The sequence below is a fragment of the Dyadobacter soli genome (assembly GCF_900101885.1).
In the GTDB taxonomy this organism is placed as follows: domain Bacteria; phylum Bacteroidota; class Bacteroidia; order Cytophagales; family Spirosomataceae; genus Dyadobacter; species Dyadobacter soli.
Map to the genome: position 1 here is coordinate 1 of NZ_FNAN01000020.1, position 19,670 is coordinate 19,670.

The 19,670-nt window shown below is 44.5% G+C and carries 16 protein-coding genes and 1 pseudogene; 4 read left to right on the plus strand and 13 right to left on the minus strand.

Annotated elements, in window-relative coordinates; all coding sequences use genetic code 11:
• The coding region (locus BLQ88_RS28260; RefSeq protein WP_143016947.1) for an integrase core domain-containing protein at positions 1-321 on the plus strand (321 nt) is incomplete at its 5' end.
• A 740-nt stretch (positions 322-1,061) separates the two neighbouring features.
• Positions 1,062-1,706, plus strand: coding sequence for a site-specific integrase (locus BLQ88_RS28270; protein WP_090156379.1), 645 nt, complete (start codon positions 1,062-1,064; stop codon positions 1,704-1,706).
• A gap of 247 nt (positions 1,707-1,953) precedes the next feature.
• On the opposite strand, the gene BLQ88_RS37720 is transcribed toward BLQ88_RS28270, so the two are convergent.
• The 9 genes from BLQ88_RS37720 to BLQ88_RS28310 all read right to left on the minus strand — a co-directional run bounded on the left by BLQ88_RS37720 (position 1,954) and on the right by BLQ88_RS28310 (position 12,789).
• The gene (locus BLQ88_RS37720) at positions 1,954-2,019 is read right to left on the minus strand and encodes a hypothetical protein (protein WP_510185992.1); all 66 of its coding nucleotides are present in this window, start codon (positions 2,017-2,019) and stop codon (positions 1,954-1,956) included.
• 574 nt (positions 2,020-2,593) lie between these two features.
• Entirely contained in the window at positions 2,594-3,913 is a 1,320-nt protein-coding gene (locus tag BLQ88_RS28275) for a beta-barrel domain-containing protein (protein ID WP_090156380.1), read from the minus strand.
• 23 nt (positions 3,914-3,936) lie between these two features.
• On the minus strand, positions 3,937-6,378 hold the full coding sequence (locus BLQ88_RS28280; protein ID WP_090156381.1) for a peptidase domain-containing ABC transporter: 2,442 nt from the start codon (positions 6,376-6,378) through the stop codon (positions 3,937-3,939).
• Positions 6,375-7,196 carry a glycosyltransferase domain-containing protein gene (locus tag BLQ88_RS28285; RefSeq protein ID WP_090156382.1) on the minus strand — a complete coding sequence of 274 codons (822 nt, stop codon included), beginning with the start codon at positions 7,194-7,196 and terminating at the stop codon, positions 6,375-6,377. The genes BLQ88_RS28280 and BLQ88_RS28285 overlap by 4 nt, the downstream gene beginning before the upstream one ends.
• A 12-nt stretch (positions 7,197-7,208) precedes the next feature.
• Complete coding sequence (locus BLQ88_RS28290) at positions 7,209-7,439, minus strand: hypothetical protein (protein ID WP_090156383.1); 231 nt, start codon at positions 7,437-7,439, stop codon at positions 7,209-7,211.
• Entirely contained in the window at positions 7,436-8,911 is a 1,476-nt protein-coding gene (locus tag BLQ88_RS28295) for a TlpA family protein disulfide reductase (RefSeq protein WP_090156384.1), read from the minus strand. Before BLQ88_RS28295 ends, BLQ88_RS28290 begins: the two co-directional genes overlap by 4 nt.
• 342 nt (positions 8,912-9,253) lie before the next feature.
• On the minus strand, positions 9,254-10,879 hold the full coding sequence (locus BLQ88_RS28300) for a vitamin K epoxide reductase family protein (protein ID WP_090156385.1): 1,626 nt from the start codon (positions 10,877-10,879) through the stop codon (positions 9,254-9,256).
• Positions 10,879-12,240: a nucleotide disphospho-sugar-binding domain-containing protein gene (locus BLQ88_RS28305; RefSeq protein WP_143016948.1), complete on the minus strand. Its 1,362-nt coding sequence runs from the start codon at positions 12,238-12,240 to the stop codon at positions 10,879-10,881. The genes BLQ88_RS28300 and BLQ88_RS28305 overlap by 1 nt, the downstream gene beginning before the upstream one ends.
• Positions 12,241-12,465: 225 nt before the next feature.
• Positions 12,466-12,789, minus strand: a complete 324-nt coding sequence (locus BLQ88_RS28310) for a helix-turn-helix domain-containing protein (RefSeq protein WP_090156386.1) — start codon at positions 12,787-12,789, stop codon at positions 12,466-12,468.
• Between the two features lie 675 nt (positions 12,790-13,464).
• Here BLQ88_RS28310 and BLQ88_RS28315 point away from each other — a divergent pair.
• Complete coding sequence (locus BLQ88_RS28315) at positions 13,465-13,992, plus strand: peptide-methionine (S)-S-oxide reductase (protein ID WP_090156387.1); 528 nt, start codon at positions 13,465-13,467, stop codon at positions 13,990-13,992.
• 34 nt (positions 13,993-14,026) lie between these two features.
• Here BLQ88_RS28315 and BLQ88_RS28320 read toward each other — a convergent pair whose 3' ends face one another.
• On the minus strand, positions 14,027-14,392 hold the full coding sequence (locus BLQ88_RS28320) for a nuclear transport factor 2 family protein (RefSeq protein ID WP_090156388.1): 366 nt from the start codon (positions 14,390-14,392) through the stop codon (positions 14,027-14,029).
• Between the two features lie 197 nt (positions 14,393-14,589).
• A pseudogene (locus tag BLQ88_RS37705) lies at positions 14,590-14,715 on the minus strand (IS256 family transposase); the annotation flags it as partial.
• 783 nt (positions 14,716-15,498) lie between these two features.
• Here BLQ88_RS37705 and BLQ88_RS28330 point away from each other — a divergent pair.
• Entirely contained in the window at positions 15,499-16,152 is a 654-nt protein-coding gene (locus tag BLQ88_RS28330) for a DUF5683 domain-containing protein (protein ID WP_143016949.1), read from the plus strand.
• Positions 16,153-16,420: 268 nt separating this feature from the next.
• Here the strand turns inward: BLQ88_RS28330 and BLQ88_RS28335 are convergent, their stop codons facing one another.
• Positions 16,421-19,027, minus strand: a complete 2,607-nt coding sequence (locus BLQ88_RS28335; RefSeq protein WP_090156391.1) for an ABC transporter permease — start codon at positions 19,025-19,027, stop codon at positions 16,421-16,423.
• Positions 19,024-19,362 (minus strand): PadR family transcriptional regulator, encoded by a 339-nt coding sequence (locus BLQ88_RS28340; RefSeq protein WP_090156392.1) that lies wholly within the window; start codon positions 19,360-19,362, stop codon positions 19,024-19,026. The genes BLQ88_RS28335 and BLQ88_RS28340 overlap by 4 nt, the downstream gene beginning before the upstream one ends.
• Between the last annotated feature and the right edge of the window lie 308 nt (positions 19,363-19,670).

Consider the following 19,670-nt stretch of genomic DNA (forward strand, 5'->3'; position numbering starts at 1 on the left):
AACAGGCCATATCCAGAACAGATCCGGGTTGACAACGGACCAGAATTTCTGGCTGACAAATTCAGGCAATGGTGCGAGAGCAAAGGCATCGCGATCCATTACATTCAACCCGGAAAACCGATGCAAAATGGTTACGTTGAAAGGCTAAACCGCACCTATCGCGAAGACGTGTTAGATGCCTATTTGTTTGAATCACTTGAACAAGTTCGTATTTTATCAGATGAATGGATGGATAATTACAATCGGCTACACCCGCATCAAGCCCTTGCAGGAATGGCACCAGCCGTGTTTGCGAAGACAATAGAAAACAAAAAAGTCTGATATCTCATTGTCCTATTTTAGGTAAGGCTACAACGTCGTTCTTCTGGACTTTCGATGGTGGCGACCGTTAGCCTGTTGACGAAATCGATGACGCGCTCTGGCCGCTGCTGGAAAGCATTAATTTGAAGATGATCTTTGCCATGTAGGCCATGAAGCTTAAAATGCTTTTAGGCAATAACCGGGCATGCGTCAATGGATTCGGCGAGGATCTTTCCAAAAGTGAATTCAATCCCGAATTCGATATTTACTTTAGTCCCTATTGTGACTTGGTAAGGAAGCTTCTAAATGTCTTGCGAAGCCAATCAACTCACTTGGCTAACCGCTTTGAAGCAAACGTGTTAGAGAATATGCTTATAGGTCTGCAAGCTATGTTCGTAATCGCAATATGCTTGGTCGCCATAGATCTTTGTAAGTAGTTGATCCAAACATAAAATACGGCCACCAAGAAAAGCCCGGCTAGACCATCTCCGATATTTGCCGCATGTACATGAGCCGCCCACAGTCGTCCGTCGCTATCGACCGCCCGGCGGCCCGGCAATAGTTGTCGCTTTCGTCCGCCGTATATGTTCGCATTCGACGAATACATGAAAATCTACGAAAAGCGGGAAGATGTTTCAGAAAGCTCAAAAAAAAGCTCCGAAACCTCAGGCAGCTGGTGCTCCGAGTCTTAGCAGATAACAACCTTCGCGAAATCTTGGTCGAAGAATTTACCTCGATGTGATGGAAGACTACCGGGGCTGGTGCAAAGGCTCTGGTTACAAAGACAGCGACTTTACCCGGTCGGCTCGTTCATTCGGTGCCGTTACCAAATTTGCCAAAAAGAAAAATGGATCTCGGAAAATCCGCTCGACGATTACAAGACCGGCCACGAACGAATCGAGCGCCCGGAGTATCTGGATTCAATACAGCTAGGCAGGTGGAAAAACCACCATTTCACGCATCCTACGGCGCAGAAAGTGGCCGATTTGTTTGTGCTTTATGCCCGTACCGGGTTCCATTATCAGGATCTTATCCAAATCATTAAAAAGCTGACCGACTACATTATTACCGGCATCGACGGGAAGCAGTGGATCGTTAAGCCCCGTCAAAAAACCGAGATCGAGGCGAAAGTCCCGATCGATCAGTTTCCGGAATTACGGGCGATCGTCTCCAAATATAGAGGCTCGGGTAAGGTGCCGACGTTCTCAAATGCAAAAATGAATGAATGGCTTAAATTGTGTGCTGCCGACGTGAATATGAAGCTCGTGCCCGCACAAAGGATTTACCCGGAATTGTCGGTTAAGCATGGCCGTACTTCATTCTGCGACTATTGCCTTAACGAGTTGGGACTTTTCTCGCGAGTCGATTCTGATAATGATGGGCAGGATCTCGGCCGCAGAACTTGACCGATACGTCCGGAGCGACGAACGGGCGGTGATCGCAGCCTTTAGGATTAGCGCAGCACTTGCTTCATCAATAGAAGAGGGTGTCTCAAAAAGGCACCTTCTTTGTTTTAAAAGCTTTGGCTGATTTTCTGCGATTGATTATCTTTAGGTATTAGCAATCCAGGATCGATGGCCCGACGACAACCCACCTTCAAGCCTTATAATCAGCAGCAATTAATGCTGTTTCTGTGTTGTACGGATATTGGTGTCACTCGCGTCCGGTCGCAAGTTCAGACCTCTTGCTCTCAACGGTAATCCTTAGGTAGATGGGCACAGGCCCGGTTTGATAATTTCTCGGCTTCTTCAAGACTCAGCTTTGTTTTCATAACCATTTCCAAGTTTAATAGTTGAACAAATGTAGTCTCGCAAGCCTAGTCAGCGCAAGATGTTCATCGCGTTAATATTTTGATTCTAAATTGGTTATTAGATATTTGGTGAGTAAAATTTGCGGCCTTACCTGCTCAACAAGTTTCGAGATTGATCCCTTATTGACTCCCCGAATTACTCACCAAAACTTTGAGAATATTTGAACGTTTTGGTATAGTAGGGGAAAGACAGGACTTTATCGCAGAATTCCTCACATTTCCTCGTGACAACCGATTCCCGATCTGATTATAGAGTTTAAACCATTTGTCCCTAGCTTTTGCCTTCAGACTTTCGGTGGCCATAATCATACAATTTGAATCCGCACCGCCTCATTTTTTCTCACACCCTCCGCAGTAGTGCGAGTGGTTGCTAGAAAAATGATCATTGATTAAATAACTATCTGAAGGATCAAAAATGACCGTAAGTGTCGCGAATGTTATGAACCATCACAGCATAATGTAGTACGCCATTTTGCGTATCCCTTATTTTCCCCCGTTGCTAATAGTTGATATAAGCCTTTCGGCAAGCCTTCTGTTGGTTGTAATAATCTCTGCCTGACCTTTCAGACCATTTCTGTACGGCAATTGACGACCATATCTCGTTGTTAATTTTGAAGGTAAAGCTACATACCCCCAGTAGGTACTGTCTTTTCCTGCCACCGCTGACAGCCTGGACAATTTTCCTTCCACCATTCCATATTCACGGAAGGGATATCCGTCGAGTTTGATTAATACTGTTTGTCCTTCTTTCAGTTTCCCGATATTTTTCTGCGGAATTTTGACTACTCCCTGAAGCGTGCTGGTTTCGGGTTCGACGGTCATTAGTTCCTGGCCTGCTGCCACATGCTGTTGCTCCTGCCACGGGGAAGGGAAGGATACCCTGCCACTTACTGGGGCGGTCAGGACGAACTTTTGTGTCCAGGATTCAAGGCGGCTCGATAGGGTTTGCAGCGATTGAAGAAAGTTGATTTTTCTTTCCCGAATGGTATTCTCTAATTCGAGTATTTCCTTCTGCTTGGCGGTTTGAGCCGATCGGTTTTGAATTAGTGAGGTAGCCAATTCCTTCACCGGCATTTCACGGGAAAGCAATCTGGATTTATCCCTATTATAATCCAATGGTGAAATAACCTTCTTTTCGTACAGTTTCTCCTGGATCAAAAATTCGTCATTGGCCAGTTGCAAGTCCTTGTTTCGCAACGCAAGTTGTTCTGTGATAATCTGCTCCATAGACCTGAGGTCTGCCTGATCATCAACTAATAACTTCTTTTTGTGCAGATAGAAGCCTCCCTCCAGGGTGGCTTTCAATTCGTTGAGTTGTTGATTGAAAACCTGAAATTCTTGTTGCACGTCGCCAAGGCTTGTATACGTAGCAATGGGGAATTTATGTAACACCGACCATTGACCCTGTGAGATCCCCTTCTGGATTTTTTTCGCCGCTTTCGCCAAGGCGATGATTTGTTCGTGATCAGCAGTGCTCTCGGAGTAGGCGATGACTTGTCCGGCCAATACCTTCTGTCCATCCTTTACAAAAATCCTGGCCAGTTTTCCTTCTGTGCGTACGACAATAGCACGGGGCGCATCTGTGGCCGTCAGTGAGAATGATGTCGTTACCAAGTCTGGATATCGGATCCACCAGCAGCCGATTGCAAGCATAATTGCCAGGGTAAAAAACAATGTGAAGCCCCTACGGATCAGCCAATGCGGGGGACGGCTAATGATTTCGTGGACTTCCTCTGAGTGAAGTTCGGGTAAGGGTGTGCCCGTTTCTAAGGGGGGGGGACCCAGCAGCATTGGTGCAGACATTAATTTCACAGTTTACATACGTACTATACGGCGAGTTCGAGCTGATTACTCACCAGTTCGAAATATTTCCCTTTCGTAAGCACCAGTTCCCCGTGTGTGCCGACTTCGACAATTTCACCTTTTTCCAACACGACAATCTGGTCCGCATGTTTGACGGTGCTCAGGCGGTGAGCTACGATGATCACCGTTTTACCCAGAAAGAATTCCTCCATATTCCGCATGATAACGGCTTCATTGTTGGCGTCGAGGGCATTTGTTGCTTCGTCAAAAAGGAGAAGCTGCGGATTTTTGTACACCGACCGGGCAATCAGGATCCTTTGTTTTTGACCCTGGCTGATTCCATTCCCTTCTGCCCCGATCTTGGTATAATATCCTAGTGGAAGCGATTCGATAAACTCGTGGATATTAGCTACTTGCGCAGCATGATACAGCCTCGCCTGATCGATTACTTCATCCGCAACGGCGATATTGCGAGCGATTGTATCCGAAAATATAAAACCCTCCTGCATCACAACGCCGCATTGCTGTCTCCATGATCTATGCGAAATGTATTTGAAATCGAGGTCCTTGTTTCCGGCAGACCCCATAATAATATTGTCCAGACTGCGCTGGTTAAATAGCATACCACCTGTGCCGGATTTCAGCGATATTGTCCCCATCTGTGGATCGTAAAAGCGCAGCAGTAATTTAAGCAATGTTGTTTTTCCACTTCCGCTTGTCCCTACAATCGCGGTTGTCTTACCTTGTGGTATGGTCAGGTTAATGTTCTTTAATACGGGGTCATTACCGGCACCTGGGTATGTATACGTAATGTTTGATAACGAAATATCCTGGTGCTTATCCCATTCCGTGCGCTTTTGCTGGTGTGCAGGTTCTTCGTCGACCATTCCATGGACCTCATTTAACCTTTCCAGGCTCATCTGAGCGTCCTGCCAGGACTGTAAGAAGCTGATGAGTTGTTCGATGGGGGCATTGAACTGCCCGAGGATGTACTGGACCGACATCATGCCGCCCAGCGTGAGCTGCCCTTCCAGGACCGCTCTGGCCGCCAGGAAGGTGATGAAAATATTCTTGCTCTGGTTTAATAATAAAGCTCCGGCCTGCTGAAACTGCGATAGCGACAGATTACGTACACTCCACTTAAAAAGGTTTGCCTGCGTTCGTTCCCATTCCCATCGCTTCGGTGTTTCTGCGCCGCACAGCTTGATATCCTGCATACCTTGTATGAGTTGAACAATCTGGCTCTGATTTCGCGCCGACACATCGAAACGTTTAGCATCCAGTTTGCGGCGCTGCTTCAAAAACAAGATCACCCAAGCGGCATATAGTATGGAGGCAACCGTCGCGACGATGAAGATAGACAAATGATAATATGCAAGCACAAAGCCAAACACAGCCAGGTTGATAAGCGAAAACAAAACGCTAAGTGTTTGTCCAGTCAGAAATGACTCAATCCGGCGATGGTCGCCTATGCGCTGCATAATGTCTCCAAATTGCTTCACATCAAAGAATGAAACTGGCAGCCGCATCAGCTTGGACAGGAATTCCGATAAAATAGTCAGATTGAGCCGTGTGCTGATGTGCAGTAGGATCCAGCTGCGCAAAAAGTCTACCGCTGCGGTGCTGCAAAGCAATATCATTTGTGCGATTAATACGAGATAGATAAACGACAGGTTTTGACTGCCGATCCCGACATCTACAACAGATTGCATAAGGATCGGCATCAACAGCGCTAATCCGCTCCCCGCCAGCATACCTAATCCTAACTGACCAATGAGTTTTTTGTAGCCCCACAGGTACCTTAGTAACTGGCCGAAACGAAATCCATTTGCCTTTTCGTCGTCTTCATCATAAAATCGGGATGTCGGTTCGAGCAGTAAGGCAAGGCCCTCTTTGCTGCCGTTATTCTTAAAAGAAAGCCAACGTTTCTCAAATTCTGTGGAGGTGTACGTGATCAGGCCCCTGCTGGGATCTGCGATGTGGAATGTGCGGTGGCCCGTATCTTCGTACCGATTACCCGTCTTGGGGGAGAGATTGGGAGACAGGAGTTCAAATTCATTCGGTACGCCCATCCGATCATCATCAGGGTCGAAAGTTACAGTTGGTTTCCGCCCGCCCCATATTTTACTTAGAAACCTCCGGCTAACCTCATTGTACCGAAATGCTGATTGCCGCTGGCTGATTGCGTACAACACTACGAAATGGTTCTGCCCCCAATGCAGCACGCATGGTAGCGGGGCTTCTTTAATCAGTTTATCGAGCGTAGTTCTGACCCCCACTGATTTAAAGCCTAATGTCTCAGCCGCTTCGGCGATTCCCAGCATCGAAACTCCCTCTCGGCTTATTTGTGCTTTTTCTCTCAGGGTTTGAGCCGTATAATGCTTACCGTAGTGCCTGGCTATCATACGAAGGCAGGTAGGGCCGCAATCCATGCGATCGAGTTGCTGATAATGAGTAAATTTCATGCGTTTTGACCTGGGACAGATCTTTCGGAAAGAAGATTGGAATGCGTCCAAGGCAAACATGGGGCAAGTTCTTGTGAAAACATGTGATTCTTGAGAAGATGACTGGCGAAATGCAGATGGCAGGGATGGGAACCGGTTTGCTTGTTAAAAATCCGATCACCAATTACAAAATCATCCAGTATCCTGCAAATTTCATTTTGTCTGAGCATTGACTTCTCCTGCTCACTTGGTGCTTTTCTTATTTTGTCATAAACTGAAAGATCTGTACCAAAAACTTGAAAAATCTCACAGTTGGTATCCAGTCCAATTAGGCCCTCGGTGAAAAGGAACATTTTCATCCAGCGGTATTGATTACTCCATCGTAAATTGTTATCCACCAGATACCGATGGGAATCTTCGATCGCGTCAAATCTTTGATACAAATCAAGGATATCACCGGCTCTTCCGATAAACCCGCCCGAATTCAAATACCTGAATTTAGAAGGGCAAGGCTTGTGCAGATAGGAGAAAGCACTGTATGGAAAGCAATTTATCTCCGCGGAAAATAGAACGGGAACATCCCGGCTGGAAAACTTTTCAATAATTTCTGCTTCACTAGTCACAAACACGGTGTCATAACCATCCGTGAATAAAACAATCTCGTTACTCGGAACAGCCTGTAAAAACTTGCACAACGAAAGATCTTTCTGACGATGCCCCGGCCACGTGCCATCATGTTCCAGGCATTCCAACTGGTAGCCAAAATAGCGGCATGATTCTGCCAAACCTTTCGCATAGCCTGCATGATCCTTATTGGTTACACAAGTTATTACAATCATTGCTGATCCAGGTTAATTAGATGGTTGAATGGTTGATGTGATTTCAAGCACAATTTCGGCAACGCCCTGGTCTACCAGATTTCGATAAACCTTGATAGTGGCCTCCGTTTCATCCTTCGCTACGACAAATCCTTCGTCCTTTGCTCCTCCGTCATATAATATCTGACAAATAAATTCTCTGTCCGGGTCGGTTTCTACTGCTTTGTGAGTAGTTTCTAACTCTACTATTCTGGATACTATCATTTTTGATTAACTAAATTTTGAATTGCGGTGGCGCCGCCTGTACTGCTTAATTTGGTTGCCTCAATGGTTTTGACAATCCCATTGGCATCAATAATCATATATCTCGGAACCGTTTCATCGGAAAGCAAGAGTTTTCCAAGTGCTGATTTTAGTTTCATCTGGTAATTGAGATGCGAATTCTCCATCCCCATTGCTTTCATTGATTTCCTCCATCTCTCGTTGTCTTCGTCTACAGAAATTGCCAGAAAGTTGATCTTCTCATTTTTGGAGAGCTCATTCACCACAGACTTTGATGCTCGAAACTCTTTGATACACGGTGCGCACCAGCTTGCCCAAAAACTTACGTAAGTTGTTTTCCCTTTTAGCGACGCACTCAAATCCTTCCAGGATATTTTCTCGCCACCGGACGTATGTAGTTCAGAATTAAGTACTTCCAGGTTTGATTTTAAATTCTCTACAATTTGCGGATTCGGGGGAAGAAGATATAACCCACTACGAGCCAGTATGTTTTCCACCATCCACTTGTTTCCGGAGTTTTTTTGAAAATAAGATACAAATGGCTCGTATTCAGCGCCATTCCAGGAGGAGGTTTTAAACTTGTATGTCATCAAAGAATACAAGATGTCATCCCTGTTCGGCCCTGGCATCGATTTGGCCATTTCCAATCGCTGGATGTAGTTTTCGCCTAAATCTCTTCCTAAAAATTCAACGTAGGTTTGCGTTTTTTTCGGCTGCTCGAAATTGTTTGCCGCTCGTGCCATAAATTCACTCCAACTCATGAGTGAATAGGAAAATACAAAACTGTTTCTTAATGAATCCTGTGCATAGAAATCGCCGAAGTCTTTGACATACGCCTGAATACGTTGTTGTGATGATTCATCCCTTGTGTTGTATTTATTGTGCTCCCAAATAAATGAACGGATGAATGCGCATTTGGCATCCCGTTTGAGGAGGTTTACAAATTCTGGGGAAAGTAGAAGTGAGTCGGCTGCTTGGTCTATTTTATCAATCAGCTCATTGAATCTAGACTGTCCCACATCGAGTAGCTGCTCGTATGCGACAGAACCGAAATCCCAATGTTTTCCGAAAAACGGATATGATCTGTTGATTAGTGTCCTGGATAAGTTCCATTCATTTTCACGGGTACCTTTGAAGAAGCAACCGTTATCATTGCAATCGATAGCTAGGGAGTCTCCTGGAAAAACATATAATGGGTATCCAATATCCTTATAGTAAATGGTCAAGCTCCTAACCCCTTCAACTGATAGTTGGTTTGATTTTCTACCTTTTGTAAGATAGAATAGCTCCTTATCATCATTTCTCGTTTTTTGGTCCTGAGCAAAAATCATGTAATTTTTGCTTTCATCAATCGATCCATATTCTAGATAAGCCGAACGAGGATTCTGAGACCTTAGCTTGTTTGCCATCAAAAGGAGGAGTAACAACAAGATAATATTTTTTTCCTTACTCATATTGTTTTCTACTTTTTGGCCTCTTTAATTCAATAACCTGCAAGGTATAACCTCACAGGTTATTGATAAATTATTTAGTAGTCGCTATCGTTTGCTGTTACTTGCAACCAAGGTTTGTGCCGCCTCCTGAGCAAGAATAGCTGTTGCATGCTTCGACAGTCGGCCCGGAGCATTCTCCGGAGACTACATCGCCACCACCATAGTCGCAGCGACAGGTTATAGTTCCACCAACAACATTTTTCATCTCTGACCTTGTCAGAGCAAAAGCACTAAAACTTGACATTGACATAATTTTTGCTAGTTTAAAGTTTAAGAAAATATATACTTGATTTTCGAAAATCCTCACATGATAATTCTATCTTTTTCAGGGGTGGTCAGATACTGGGAAATGCGTTTTAGATCACGAATATTAAACGCCTGTGGTATTTTTATGCCGTCAACATAAACCGTCGGTGTTCCTACTACACCTGCAAGCTCGCACCATGTGCTGTGCATGACGATTTGCTCATTAGTATAATCATAATCAACGTCTTCTTTTTGAGAGTTGATCCATGATTGGGCATTTTGCTGAATATTGGAATACCAGGTTTCCATTAGTTTCCTCCTGTTATCTATCGTCGTACTCAGGAAGAAGTAAGCAATAATCCAGGCTTTCGGCGGCCCCAGGAAGATGAACTGACAATTAAAATTGGTGTTTGTTTCTATAAACTGATCTATCTCACGGTGTAGTTTGGAACATGGGCCGCAGAGCGGATTGGTTACAACAGTGAGCGTATGAAGGGCTTCGGTGTTACCGATAGTGGGGGAGTGCATTCCCTCAAAAATAGGCGGCATCTTTGTTTGGACGCGAAATATCGCCCGTACATAATTCTCATCGAACTTGACTTTCTGTAATTGCCTTTGCACTTCAAAGAGTTGGGTAGATTCGGTGAGCGGCTTTTTAACTAATACCCATATTAATATTGGAATTAAAAAAGAAACCACCAGCAGGCCGATTGAACCACCATTCCAAACCAAGCTCAATTCGTTGAAATGAACTAAGACTATAACAAATTCTACCCAAATCAGGCACTGAATTGACATGCACAACAAACACCATTGTCGCGCTACAAATCGCTGGTACCATACTGAGTATACTGTATATGGCACTGCCGCCAAACTTAGTAGATACAGATTGCTAACAAGCACATTGTTTCCTGAAACAAGCGCAATCGTTAGGTAGAGGAAGCCACCTGAAAAATAAACAAATCCCACGTCAGACCATGAGAGCCACTCTGTTATCCGGGATGCTTTTGATTGAAGTATACTGTTACAGTTACTCTTATTGCTCAATTGACAGATGTTTTGTAGAAAAGGATTATGGGTATCCAGGCTTTGCAACAATATCAAACCACTGACGATCATTCCCAAAAGTTTCACACCGATGAGCAGATTGACTGAAAATGCGTTGGGGACAATGCTATTCCAATTCAAAACAAAAATGATTCCTAAGCAAATGACCGTACCTAGAATGAGAAATGGCGCTCTGGCATTGCTAAAGTATTGTTCAACTATTCTTTTCGAATAGTGTTCTTCACCGGATCGTTCATTTGGCTCTAAAAGAAGTGTTAACCCATCCCATTTCGCCTCGAACTGACTTAGTGTATCTTTCTGCCAGCCGTTTTCTGTATCAAACCACTCAACAGTATCCTGGTTAATAGACTTTAATGGGGCGAGAATACCACCCCGTACATTGACGTAGGCGAGTGATGGAAGCGGAATCTCTTTCAACTGGTGAGCCGGTAGGCGCACCGCCATATTTGGAATCTTCCATTCTGTGAGGGCGTCGCTTATAGAAGCCACGCTTGGAAAGTCAGGGTGCAGAACCATCTCTTCCTTCAAACCTTTGGAAGATACCCGCGCATTGATCTCCGACAAAAGGTGCTCAACAGCCTTTAAGGCATTCTTTTCGGTGTCGTTCAGTTTCATCAGTTGAGGACTATTTGATTAAGTGTATCCTTTAATTTGTCCGAAGAGTAATTCGTTGAGCATTTTTGCTGTAATTGCCTGATATTGTTGCCATATATAGGGTTAGCCAACAGCTCCTGCATTTTCCATTTCATGTCTTCGCTGCGTTCGTGCTGAAAAACACCCCTTAGTCCTAATCCATGGTGTTCGACTTTGAATCCATTCCCATTCTGATCATAACGCAGGTCCAAAGGATATACTAGCATGGGTATTCCAAAATGAATACTTTCTTTAATCGATCCTAGACCACCGTGAGTTACAAACAAGTCACTATGTCTCAGTACTTTCAATTGAGGTACTCGACTAAACATGTGTATATTGGTGGGTATATTCCTTTGAAATTTCAGCGTTTGGATGACGAACTTATTGACCGAGAGAATTACTTCGACGTTTTCGAGCATCTTAATGGCATTGAGCAGCTTGTCGAGAAATTCCACCAATGCCCTGTCAGAGCCCTGATAGAAAGTGCCAAATGTGCAATAAATTAGCCGCTTACCCGCATTCTTTTTCACGATAATCTGCTCAAACTTTTGGTCAAATGATGGATCTAATTCTGTATCATTCCGATTTGAACTGATGCATAAACCGAAATAATGCTGATTGGGTTTGCGTACTTTGGGTGATATTTCTAGTTCTAGGGGTGCAAGCAAAATTTCGGTAATATTGTCAAAAAGAAGTGCGCTCGTTTTATCTGTCGCTACGGGATATTTGACAGAGAATGCACCAATACTTATTAACTGCCTAAATTGCCTTTCCATCGCCTTGCGAATGCAATAGTCAAATGGTTTATATACTAAACTTTTTATTGAAATTTTTTCGGCTTGTATTCTGCTGGCTGTATCGGCTACTTCTCCTGGCCAATTCCCCTGTTCGACTGTTGGGAAGCCATCGACACGATAAGTCGATAACATTGGGTTTATGAACAGTAACTTCGTATTCTTATATTTTTCATGTAAGACTAAGATATCAGAGCTGCTGAAGATATCAATAAATATCACTGTGGGATTGATCGAATCAATAATTTTACACAGCTCATTTTTTCGGAATTCGTAAATCTCATTTTTCCAAACACTTTTTAATGTTTCCCATTTGCCGGATTTTCTTTTTTGCTCATGAATATATTGACTCTCCATCCCTTTCGCTACTCTGTATATTTCTGTTCTTATAGCATTGTAGCCGTGATTGGTAACTATTTCAGCCAACACATCACTTGTTGTTGCGAAGTGAATTAAATATTGCTTTGAAAGTATATCCGCCAAATAAAGTGCGGGCACGATATGGCTTCTTATTGGCGCTGTAATAAAAAGTATACTTTTTTGCATTGGTTGGCACTGTGTACACAACAAATGTATATTTAATCTTTTTATTATGCCATTTTAATTTCCGACCAATTTGCATGGATTTTCCGACCAAATGTATTGATGTGAAATTTATATGGTGTGCGAATTGAGCAAATCAATTTGCATTATTTGTCGGTAGATAAGAGGCTAGATTTGCGATTTAACCTTTGTTTTTGGGGTATAGATATTCAAAGGAATATCTTTCGGTTAGTTTTGATCCTTTTTTAAATCTTTTAGTAGCTCAAAGTGTTCCTGGTAATCTTTCAGGATTTTTCTAACATCATTAGCATTCCAGAGATGCGAAGATTGATTTTGGTCCGGCATTGCCTCTCCGGTTAGATAAGATATCATATCGACTGGCGTCATTTTAAATGCATCTGCTAACCGGAAAAAATGTTTGAGTGAAGGCGAGGACTTTTCGTGTTCCCAATCCAAGTATGTTGTGTGAGATATTCCGACTTTTTCGGCAATCAACCTTGATGAGACTTTGTGATGATCTCTTAGTTTTCTCAACAGCGTTCCAATTTCCATGCGTATATCGTTAGATGTAGTCTAATTGCGCAAATGGTTAATCATTTGCTTTTTCGTAGAAAAGTTACTTTTGGGGTTAGGACGAGTGCTGACTGATCTATCAGGTAAATTGGGTGCATATGAAGTGTCACAATTTTAAGAAAAAATATTCACTTTGTATATCATAGTATACTTTTTTGTCATGAACCGAGGGTTGTAGCATAGTCTATTATACTTTTTTGTCATGTGATTTCTGATCCTTCTGTTCTCCCTAATGCTTCAATAAGCGCCCACAGAGCTGTACTTTGAGCTGTGACTTGAAGGGATGTCCTCCCAGGTTGCCGCCTGAGAGTGTGTGTGACAGGCTTTCAAGGGGCTACAACATGCTCCCGATTTTGCAGATTATCCACAGTTCTTGAAGAGATCATCAGATCACATTTGATATGACCGCGGAATTGCGCCGGAAGGAATCTCAGCAGTTTGAAGTTGGTAAGCTTATCACCAGGTTTAATAAGAATGTTGCTTTATTACAGCGTTACTTTACGGTAACGTCTTACGAGTATGTGCAAAAAAGGAGGAAATTGACCTAATCAAGGCAGGTATCGTCAAAGAGGGGATGTCTTCATCAATGGTTTTGGGAAAGAATTAGGTTTAGCAAACGGTACAAAATTCGCGCCTCAGGCAAGAACTTAGCGTATGTCAACGACAAATAAAATCGGATTGGGCGGAAGCTGTCATTGGTGCACCGAGGCTATCTTTCAATCATTGAAAGGCGTGCTCCATGTTAGCCAGGGATGGATATCGTCTGACGACAATCCGGCTATCTTTTGCGAAGCTGTCGTGGTCGAATTTGATCCGGCCCGAATATCTCCGAAAGCATTGATAGAAATTCACCTCCATGCGCATACCTGCACTTCCGAACACTCCATGCGTGCCCAGTATCGATCTGCCGTTTACACATTCAATGATGAGCAACTTTCTTCTGCAAAACAGGCGATTGAGCGATTGCAGGCGGATTTTGACCGACGGATTATTACCGAGGTGGTTCCATTCGGAATGTTTAAGCTCAACGATGAAAAGTACTTAAACTACTATCTCAAAAATCCTGAAAAACCTTTCTGCAAGACATTCATCGATTCCAAGCTGAAAATATTGTTAAGGCGGTTTTCTGGTATAGTGGTCGATAGCCAGTCAGATCTCATTTCAAAGTCTTGCCCTATTTGATACACTCGCCGCTGTGTCGAAGGCTTGTGATCGATCAGGACATTGTGAAACGTTGTCGATGTTCAATCGCCATCGTACAGATCTTTCCATCTTCAAAAGTGTAGATATGTGACAGTCTGGAATTGCTCATCACTACACCATCTAAATCTTTGATGACCTGGCGGACTTCAATCGCTATCCCGCCGTCGGGGCTGGTCTCAAATGCGAGTGGTTCCACCGTCGGATCGATTTGTTCCCATTGCCGCAGCCAGTACGCCCGCACCTCTTCGTGCCCGCGCAGATAACCTCCTTCCCAGCCATTCGGCCAGCTTACATCTGCATGCATTTGTGCTAAAACTGCGTCGATTTGGCGCGCATTAAAGTCCTGATATAGCTGGCGAAGTAGTGCTTGATGATCCATGATTTGTTGTTTTGATTCAACAAAGCTAGGTGCCTCTCCGGATTATGATTGTCGGCTATTGTTGAGATATAATGTCAAAAACCGACCTGGCGAGGATTTTGTCTAATTTGCTTCGGATATGAGCAACGGTCCGCTTGAAAAGAATGAACAATGAAAGGTATCAAGAAACAAGACTTGCCGGAGAAAAACTGCATCGTGTCTAACTCGCCTTCAAGCATCTTCTCAATGCCGCGTTTTTGTAACTGCCCTAGAAAGCCGTAAAGCGCCTCGCGGCTTTTGAACTGTTTTAAAAAATCATCGGTCAATAAGTATTCTGGTCTCATAAACTCTGCTTTGTTAAAAGTAAAAAATCGGGATCATAAACCCCGATTCTTCACTTACACAGTTTTTGAGATAGTGTCTTAAAACATGATACAATCACCTGTCTTTTTGTACACGCCGCCGGATCTTAATGAAAAGTTTCCCTTAAAATCTATTTTGAAAAATATAGATTCGTATGTCTCAGGGCAACCTTCATACTTTAGTAAATTCAATTCATAGCCTGTCTTTGTCTTAGCATAGGATCCCCCTCTTTTATTCATCGTTTAATTCACCATTTAATCATTCAACCTTCGCTATTCAAAGTACTTCTCGCGTAACCGTCCAGCTGGGATTCTGAATTTAGCTGAAGGTTGGCCACGCAATCAATGAACCGCTGAAGGATTAGATACTAGCATCTCCTCGCACTAATCCCAACGAAAGTTTGCTAGCAGGAAAAACTTTTTATATAATATTCTTATATATTATCCAACGATCGAATAAAGTTGTAGTTATTGGATCTGGTAACAATTGTACGATTTTACCAAGTCAATAGTTGTCTCATTTATTGTGAGAAATTTTTGACAACATCCTCTCAACTACCGGAACCTGGTTGATTGGCGAACCGTTAAGCGTCACCGCCTAAATCTAGCTATATGCTTGTCATGTCAACCAGACTTATGCGCCTATCAGTTTTCGCTTAGAGCACCATGGTAAGCCACACACTCAAATGCATTGATTGTACTGTTTAACATTTTTTATATTGGTTTGAAAAGGTCTTTGTGGTTGCTTGCGCCCAAAATCGAGCCATGACCAACACTTTAAGATTCTTGTATTTAATTACCATTAGCTTTACAGTGCTTTTTACACCGATGAAATCAGATGCTGCGGTTTGCTACAAAGAAATAAAGACAGCTGATTCCACCTATGGCGAAAAGGTAAAGCAAGTTAGATCGCCAAGTCCCCGGACCGCTGCTAAGTTGGCGGTTATTCCAGGCTTAGGTCAGGTCTACAATAGAGATTTTTGGAAGATTCCGATCGTATATGCGTCGTTGGGCGGAAGTTTGGTTGCTATTCATTTGAATTCAACCAAATATCAGGATTTTTTGAAAGCGTACTTGGCATTCTATAATCTTGGTGATGGAAGCCTGAACCAGGGGGTAACAGCCGACACGCGGATCCCAGTTGTGGTGCGCAATCTTTTTAATACGAAAAGCGTAGTGAAGTTATATACAAGAGATCAGGTCGCGAGGAAAAAGGATGTGTGGCGAAGATACAGAAATGTTTCAGTTCTAGTCTCAGGCATAATCTATGTGCTAAGCATCATTGAGGCCAATGTCGCCGCTCATCTTAAAAGCTTTGATGTTTCCGACGACCTTACCCTTCAAATCCTACCTGAACCAGTCACACAGCCTGGGATCATTTCCGGTGCCAATATTCGAATTGTTCTTAGTTTTAAGTAATTGGTTTCCGCGGAAAAAGACCACGTGGGATAGCGCTGCGATAGAATCTCCGCAACCAATCAAAGGCGTTCATGTAAAAGATGGAAGCAAAGCTTTCTGAAAGTGCTCCCGTTTAAATTCTCCGAAATCCCGATTTGAAATCTGCACATTGTTTGCGCTGCGAATTATTACCTTAAATTCTAGTTTTCCAGATTCGTTTGACTAAACAATACCTGCGTTTGTTGCCAGCGGCCTGGCCCGCTTTAGTCTTCGAACAAATTCCAGCAACTTACTCGCTGCGCAGACTTTTCACTGGGTTCATCAATGCAGCCCTGATACTCTGGAAGCTCACTGTGATCAGTGCTATGGAAGCGGCGAGTATTCCGGCCAGCACAAATACCCACCAGTCGATACTCGTTTGATAGGCGAAATCCTGCAACCATTTGTCCATAGCAAACCAGGCGATGGGCGACGCTACGACAATGGCAATGAGGATCAATTTTAAAAAATCCTGCGAAAGCAATGCAACAACGCCCGCGACTGTTGCGCCGAGCACTTTCCGCACGCCAATTTCCTTGTTACGCTGCTCGGCCATAAAAGCCGACAAACCGTACAATCCCAGACAGGATATGAAAACTGCCAAACCAGCGAATAAATTGAATATATCACCCATTTGCTTCTCGCTCCGGTACAAATTATCCAGGTCCTTATCCAGAAAACCGTATGTAAATGGATAAGCAGGGTTGAGCTGACGATTGATATTCTCTAACGCAGCGATAGCCGCCTCGTTACTGCCCGCCTGGGTCCGTACAATCACAAAACCGCCCCATTTGTTAAGCCTGAGTACAAGCGGCTCTACCGCATATTGCAGGGATTTAAAATGAAAATCCTTCACTACCCCGATGATCCTCCCCTTCGTTTCACTGAACACAATATCCTGCCCTACCGCATTCGCGAGGTTCATTCCCATGATCTGCATTGCTTTCTCATTGATGATGTAGCTGGAACTGTCTCCTGAAAACGCACGGGAAAAGCCCCGGCCGGCGAGCACCCTGGTTTTGAAAACAGACACAAAGTTTTCGTCTACATCGAGCGAGGGAATAATTACTTCATTCCGCGCAACTTGTCCAGGCCATTCCAGATCCGTCGTGCCCGAAACAAGGGCAGTGGGCAGGTCAGAAATAATGGAAAAATTGGCAGTGAGGGGATCCTGCGACAATGCACCTTTCAGACTTTGCTTTTTTGCCCCGATCTCACCCGTCATTGGCACGTAGAGCAGGTTGGATTTGTCGAAGCCCAGGTTCCGGTTTTTGATAAAATTCAGCTGTTTGTAAACCACTGCGGTTCCCACGAGCAGCACTATCGCTACCACAAACTGGGCTACTACCAGTCCGTTGCGAAAGAAAAGATTGGCTCCTGCAACCCTGATTTTACCTTTCAATACTTTTACCGGCGCGAACCCCGAGAGAAACAATGCGGGATAGCTCCCGGAAATCAGGCCTGTCAAAACTGCAATTCCGGAAAGGCTTGCCCATAATTTACCGTCAAGTAAGTGAATGGTAAGTGCCTTTTCGGTCAGCATTTTAAATACAGGCAGCATCAGGACTACCATTCCTACGGCAATAAAAAGGGAGAGGAATGAAAAGATCAGCGACTCGCCCAGGAATTGGAGCACCAGCTGGTAACGTCCTGCGCCCACTACCTTACGCAGCCCTACTTCTTTCGCCCGGCGTTCCGAGCGCGCAGTAGCGAGGTTCATGAAGTTAATGCAGGCTACAACCAGGATAAAAATTGCAACAACAAAGAAAATATTGACATACTGAATGTTACCGTGCCCGGCCAGGTCAATTTGCAGGTCGGAATGCAAATGAATGTCAGTCAAAGGTTGCAGCTGAAAACCGATTTTGAGTGTTTGTCCATGTGCCTTATAAATCTCAAACATCCGCGCGGTGAGCTTGTGCAACCCCGGCACCGACCTGTCCGCGTTTTCAGCTAGCTGGAAATAAGTATAAAAATTAAAATTCCCCCACGTATCTGTTTTTAGGTCGTTGTCGGTTCTGGCAAGGTTCGACATCGGGATGATAAAATCAAACTGCAAATGCGAATTGGCACGCGCATTGGCCAGCACACCCGCCACTTTGAGATTCTCGCCATTGTTTCTCCGGAGGATTTTGCCCAGAGCATCCTCATTCCCGAAGTATTTTGCGGCCATTTCGTCCGTAATCAGCAGCGCGCCGGGATCGCTCAGCGCGGTGGCGGCATTCCCTTTGAGCAAGGGAAAAGAAAACACGCTTAGAAAATTAGAGTCGGCAAAGAAGACGCGCTTTTCTTCGAACTTCTTGTCGCCTGCTTCAAAAAGGCTGGTAACAGGCTTGCTCAGCCGCACACTTGCTTCAATTTGCGGCATTTGCTGCTGCAAGCCGCGCGCCAGGCCGGCCGGAGTCACAGCGGCTTTGAAATCACCTGCATTGCAGGTGAGCCGGTAAAGCTGGCCGGCTTTTTCATGAAACCGGTCGTAGCTCAGCTCGTTTTGTACCCACAGCAGGATCAGGATACTGCACGCCATGCCAATGGAAAGCCCGGCGATGTTCAGACCCGAGTACACTTTCTGACGGACAATGTTCCGCCACGCGATCTTGAAGTAATTTTTCAGCATATCAGGATTCAGGGGAAATGGTTGATCGGATTCGGAGGCGTCTTGCCGCCGCCGGACAAACGGAGGCAGGACAGAAAAGACATTTAGCACGTAGCGCAGTAATGCCTGTGCTTTCCCGGATCGCCGGTACCAGTAAGCATAGAGCTCATCCAGGTCGCCTTCCGTTTCTTCCAGCGTATTGCCCGGATGCAGCAACCGAAGCACGTTCCTGGCCCAGCGGGGTGGTTGTGGGGCGATCATATCGAGCTGAATTTGAATGTTTGATCAGGCAGCATTTCCCAGAGTTTGCTCCGAAGCTGCTGAATATCCCGCGCCGCGCCGCTTCCAAGGGCAGTAATTCTGAAAAGCCGCTTTCGCCTCCCTCCGCGCTCCATGGTCGCACCACCCAGTTCCGACTTCACGAAGCCTTTTTCTTCCAGGCGGATCAGCGTGTTGTGAATGGCGCCCAGCGTTACGATGCGGCCGGTATGCTGCTCTATCTCCTGACTAACAGTCATTCCGTAAGCCTGACCGTCGAGAATGGCTATCATCAGTAAAACGAGTTCTTCAAATTCTCCGAGATAGGTACGTCGCATCGGCTCGTCGCATTAGTTTATATTTTTTAGTACAAATGCGTGCCAATATAAAAAAGGGCTAGCATAGGCACTAAGGGCACTTTTTAGAAGGAATCAGATTAGAAATTCCGTTCGCAAAAGGACGTAGGTGTTCGTTATCGGACATTGCTACAATCGCCGGCAACCATTCTCCGTAAATATCAGCGTAAGTGTCATTATGAGATTCCTGTTCCGCATGCACCCATGTTGCCTATGCCGTGATTTGTAGTCCGACAAGCTCAAATAAATCTGTCTTACAGGCAAAAATATCTGATGTGGTCGTCTCAAAT

Excerpts from the sequence above, each read along its gene's own strand:
- BLQ88_RS28275 (WP_090156380.1), bottom strand. The coding sequence starts at position 3,913 with ATGTCTGCACCAATGCTGCTGGGTCCCCCCCCCTTAGAAACGGGCACA.
- BLQ88_RS28280 (WP_090156381.1), bottom strand. The coding sequence starts at position 6,378 with ATGAAATTTACTCATTATCAGCAACTCGATCGCATGGATTGCGGCCCT.
- BLQ88_RS28285 (WP_090156382.1), bottom strand. The coding sequence starts at position 7,196 with ATGATTGTAATAACTTGTGTAACCAATAAGGATCATGCAGGCTATGCG.
- BLQ88_RS28290 (WP_090156383.1), bottom strand. The coding sequence starts at position 7,439 with ATGATAGTATCCAGAATAGTAGAGTTAGAAACTACTCACAAAGCAGTA.
- BLQ88_RS28295 (WP_090156384.1), bottom strand. The coding sequence starts at position 8,911 with ATGAGTAAGGAAAAAAATATTATCTTGTTGTTACTCCTCCTTTTGATG.
- BLQ88_RS28300 (WP_090156385.1), bottom strand. The coding sequence starts at position 10,879 with ATGAAACTGAACGACACCGAAAAGAATGCCTTAAAGGCTGTTGAGCAC.
- BLQ88_RS28305 (WP_143016948.1), bottom strand. The coding sequence starts at position 12,240 with ATGCAAAAAAGTATACTTTTTATTACAGCGCCAATAAGAAGCCATATC.
- BLQ88_RS28310 (WP_090156386.1), bottom strand. The coding sequence starts at position 12,789 with ATGGAAATTGGAACGCTGTTGAGAAAACTAAGAGATCATCACAAAGTC.
- BLQ88_RS28315 (WP_090156387.1), top strand. The coding sequence starts at position 13,465 with ATGTCAACGACAAATAAAATCGGATTGGGCGGAAGCTGTCATTGGTGC.
- BLQ88_RS28320 (WP_090156388.1), bottom strand. The coding sequence starts at position 14,392 with ATGGATCATCAAGCACTACTTCGCCAGCTATATCAGGACTTTAATGCG.
- BLQ88_RS28330 (WP_143016949.1), top strand. The coding sequence starts at position 15,499 with ATGACCAACACTTTAAGATTCTTGTATTTAATTACCATTAGCTTTACA.
- BLQ88_RS28335 (WP_090156391.1), bottom strand. The coding sequence starts at position 19,027 with ATGATCGCCCCACAACCACCCCGCTGGGCCAGGAACGTGCTTCGGTTG.
- BLQ88_RS28340 (WP_090156392.1), bottom strand. The coding sequence starts at position 19,362 with ATGCGACGTACCTATCTCGGAGAATTTGAAGAACTCGTTTTACTGATG.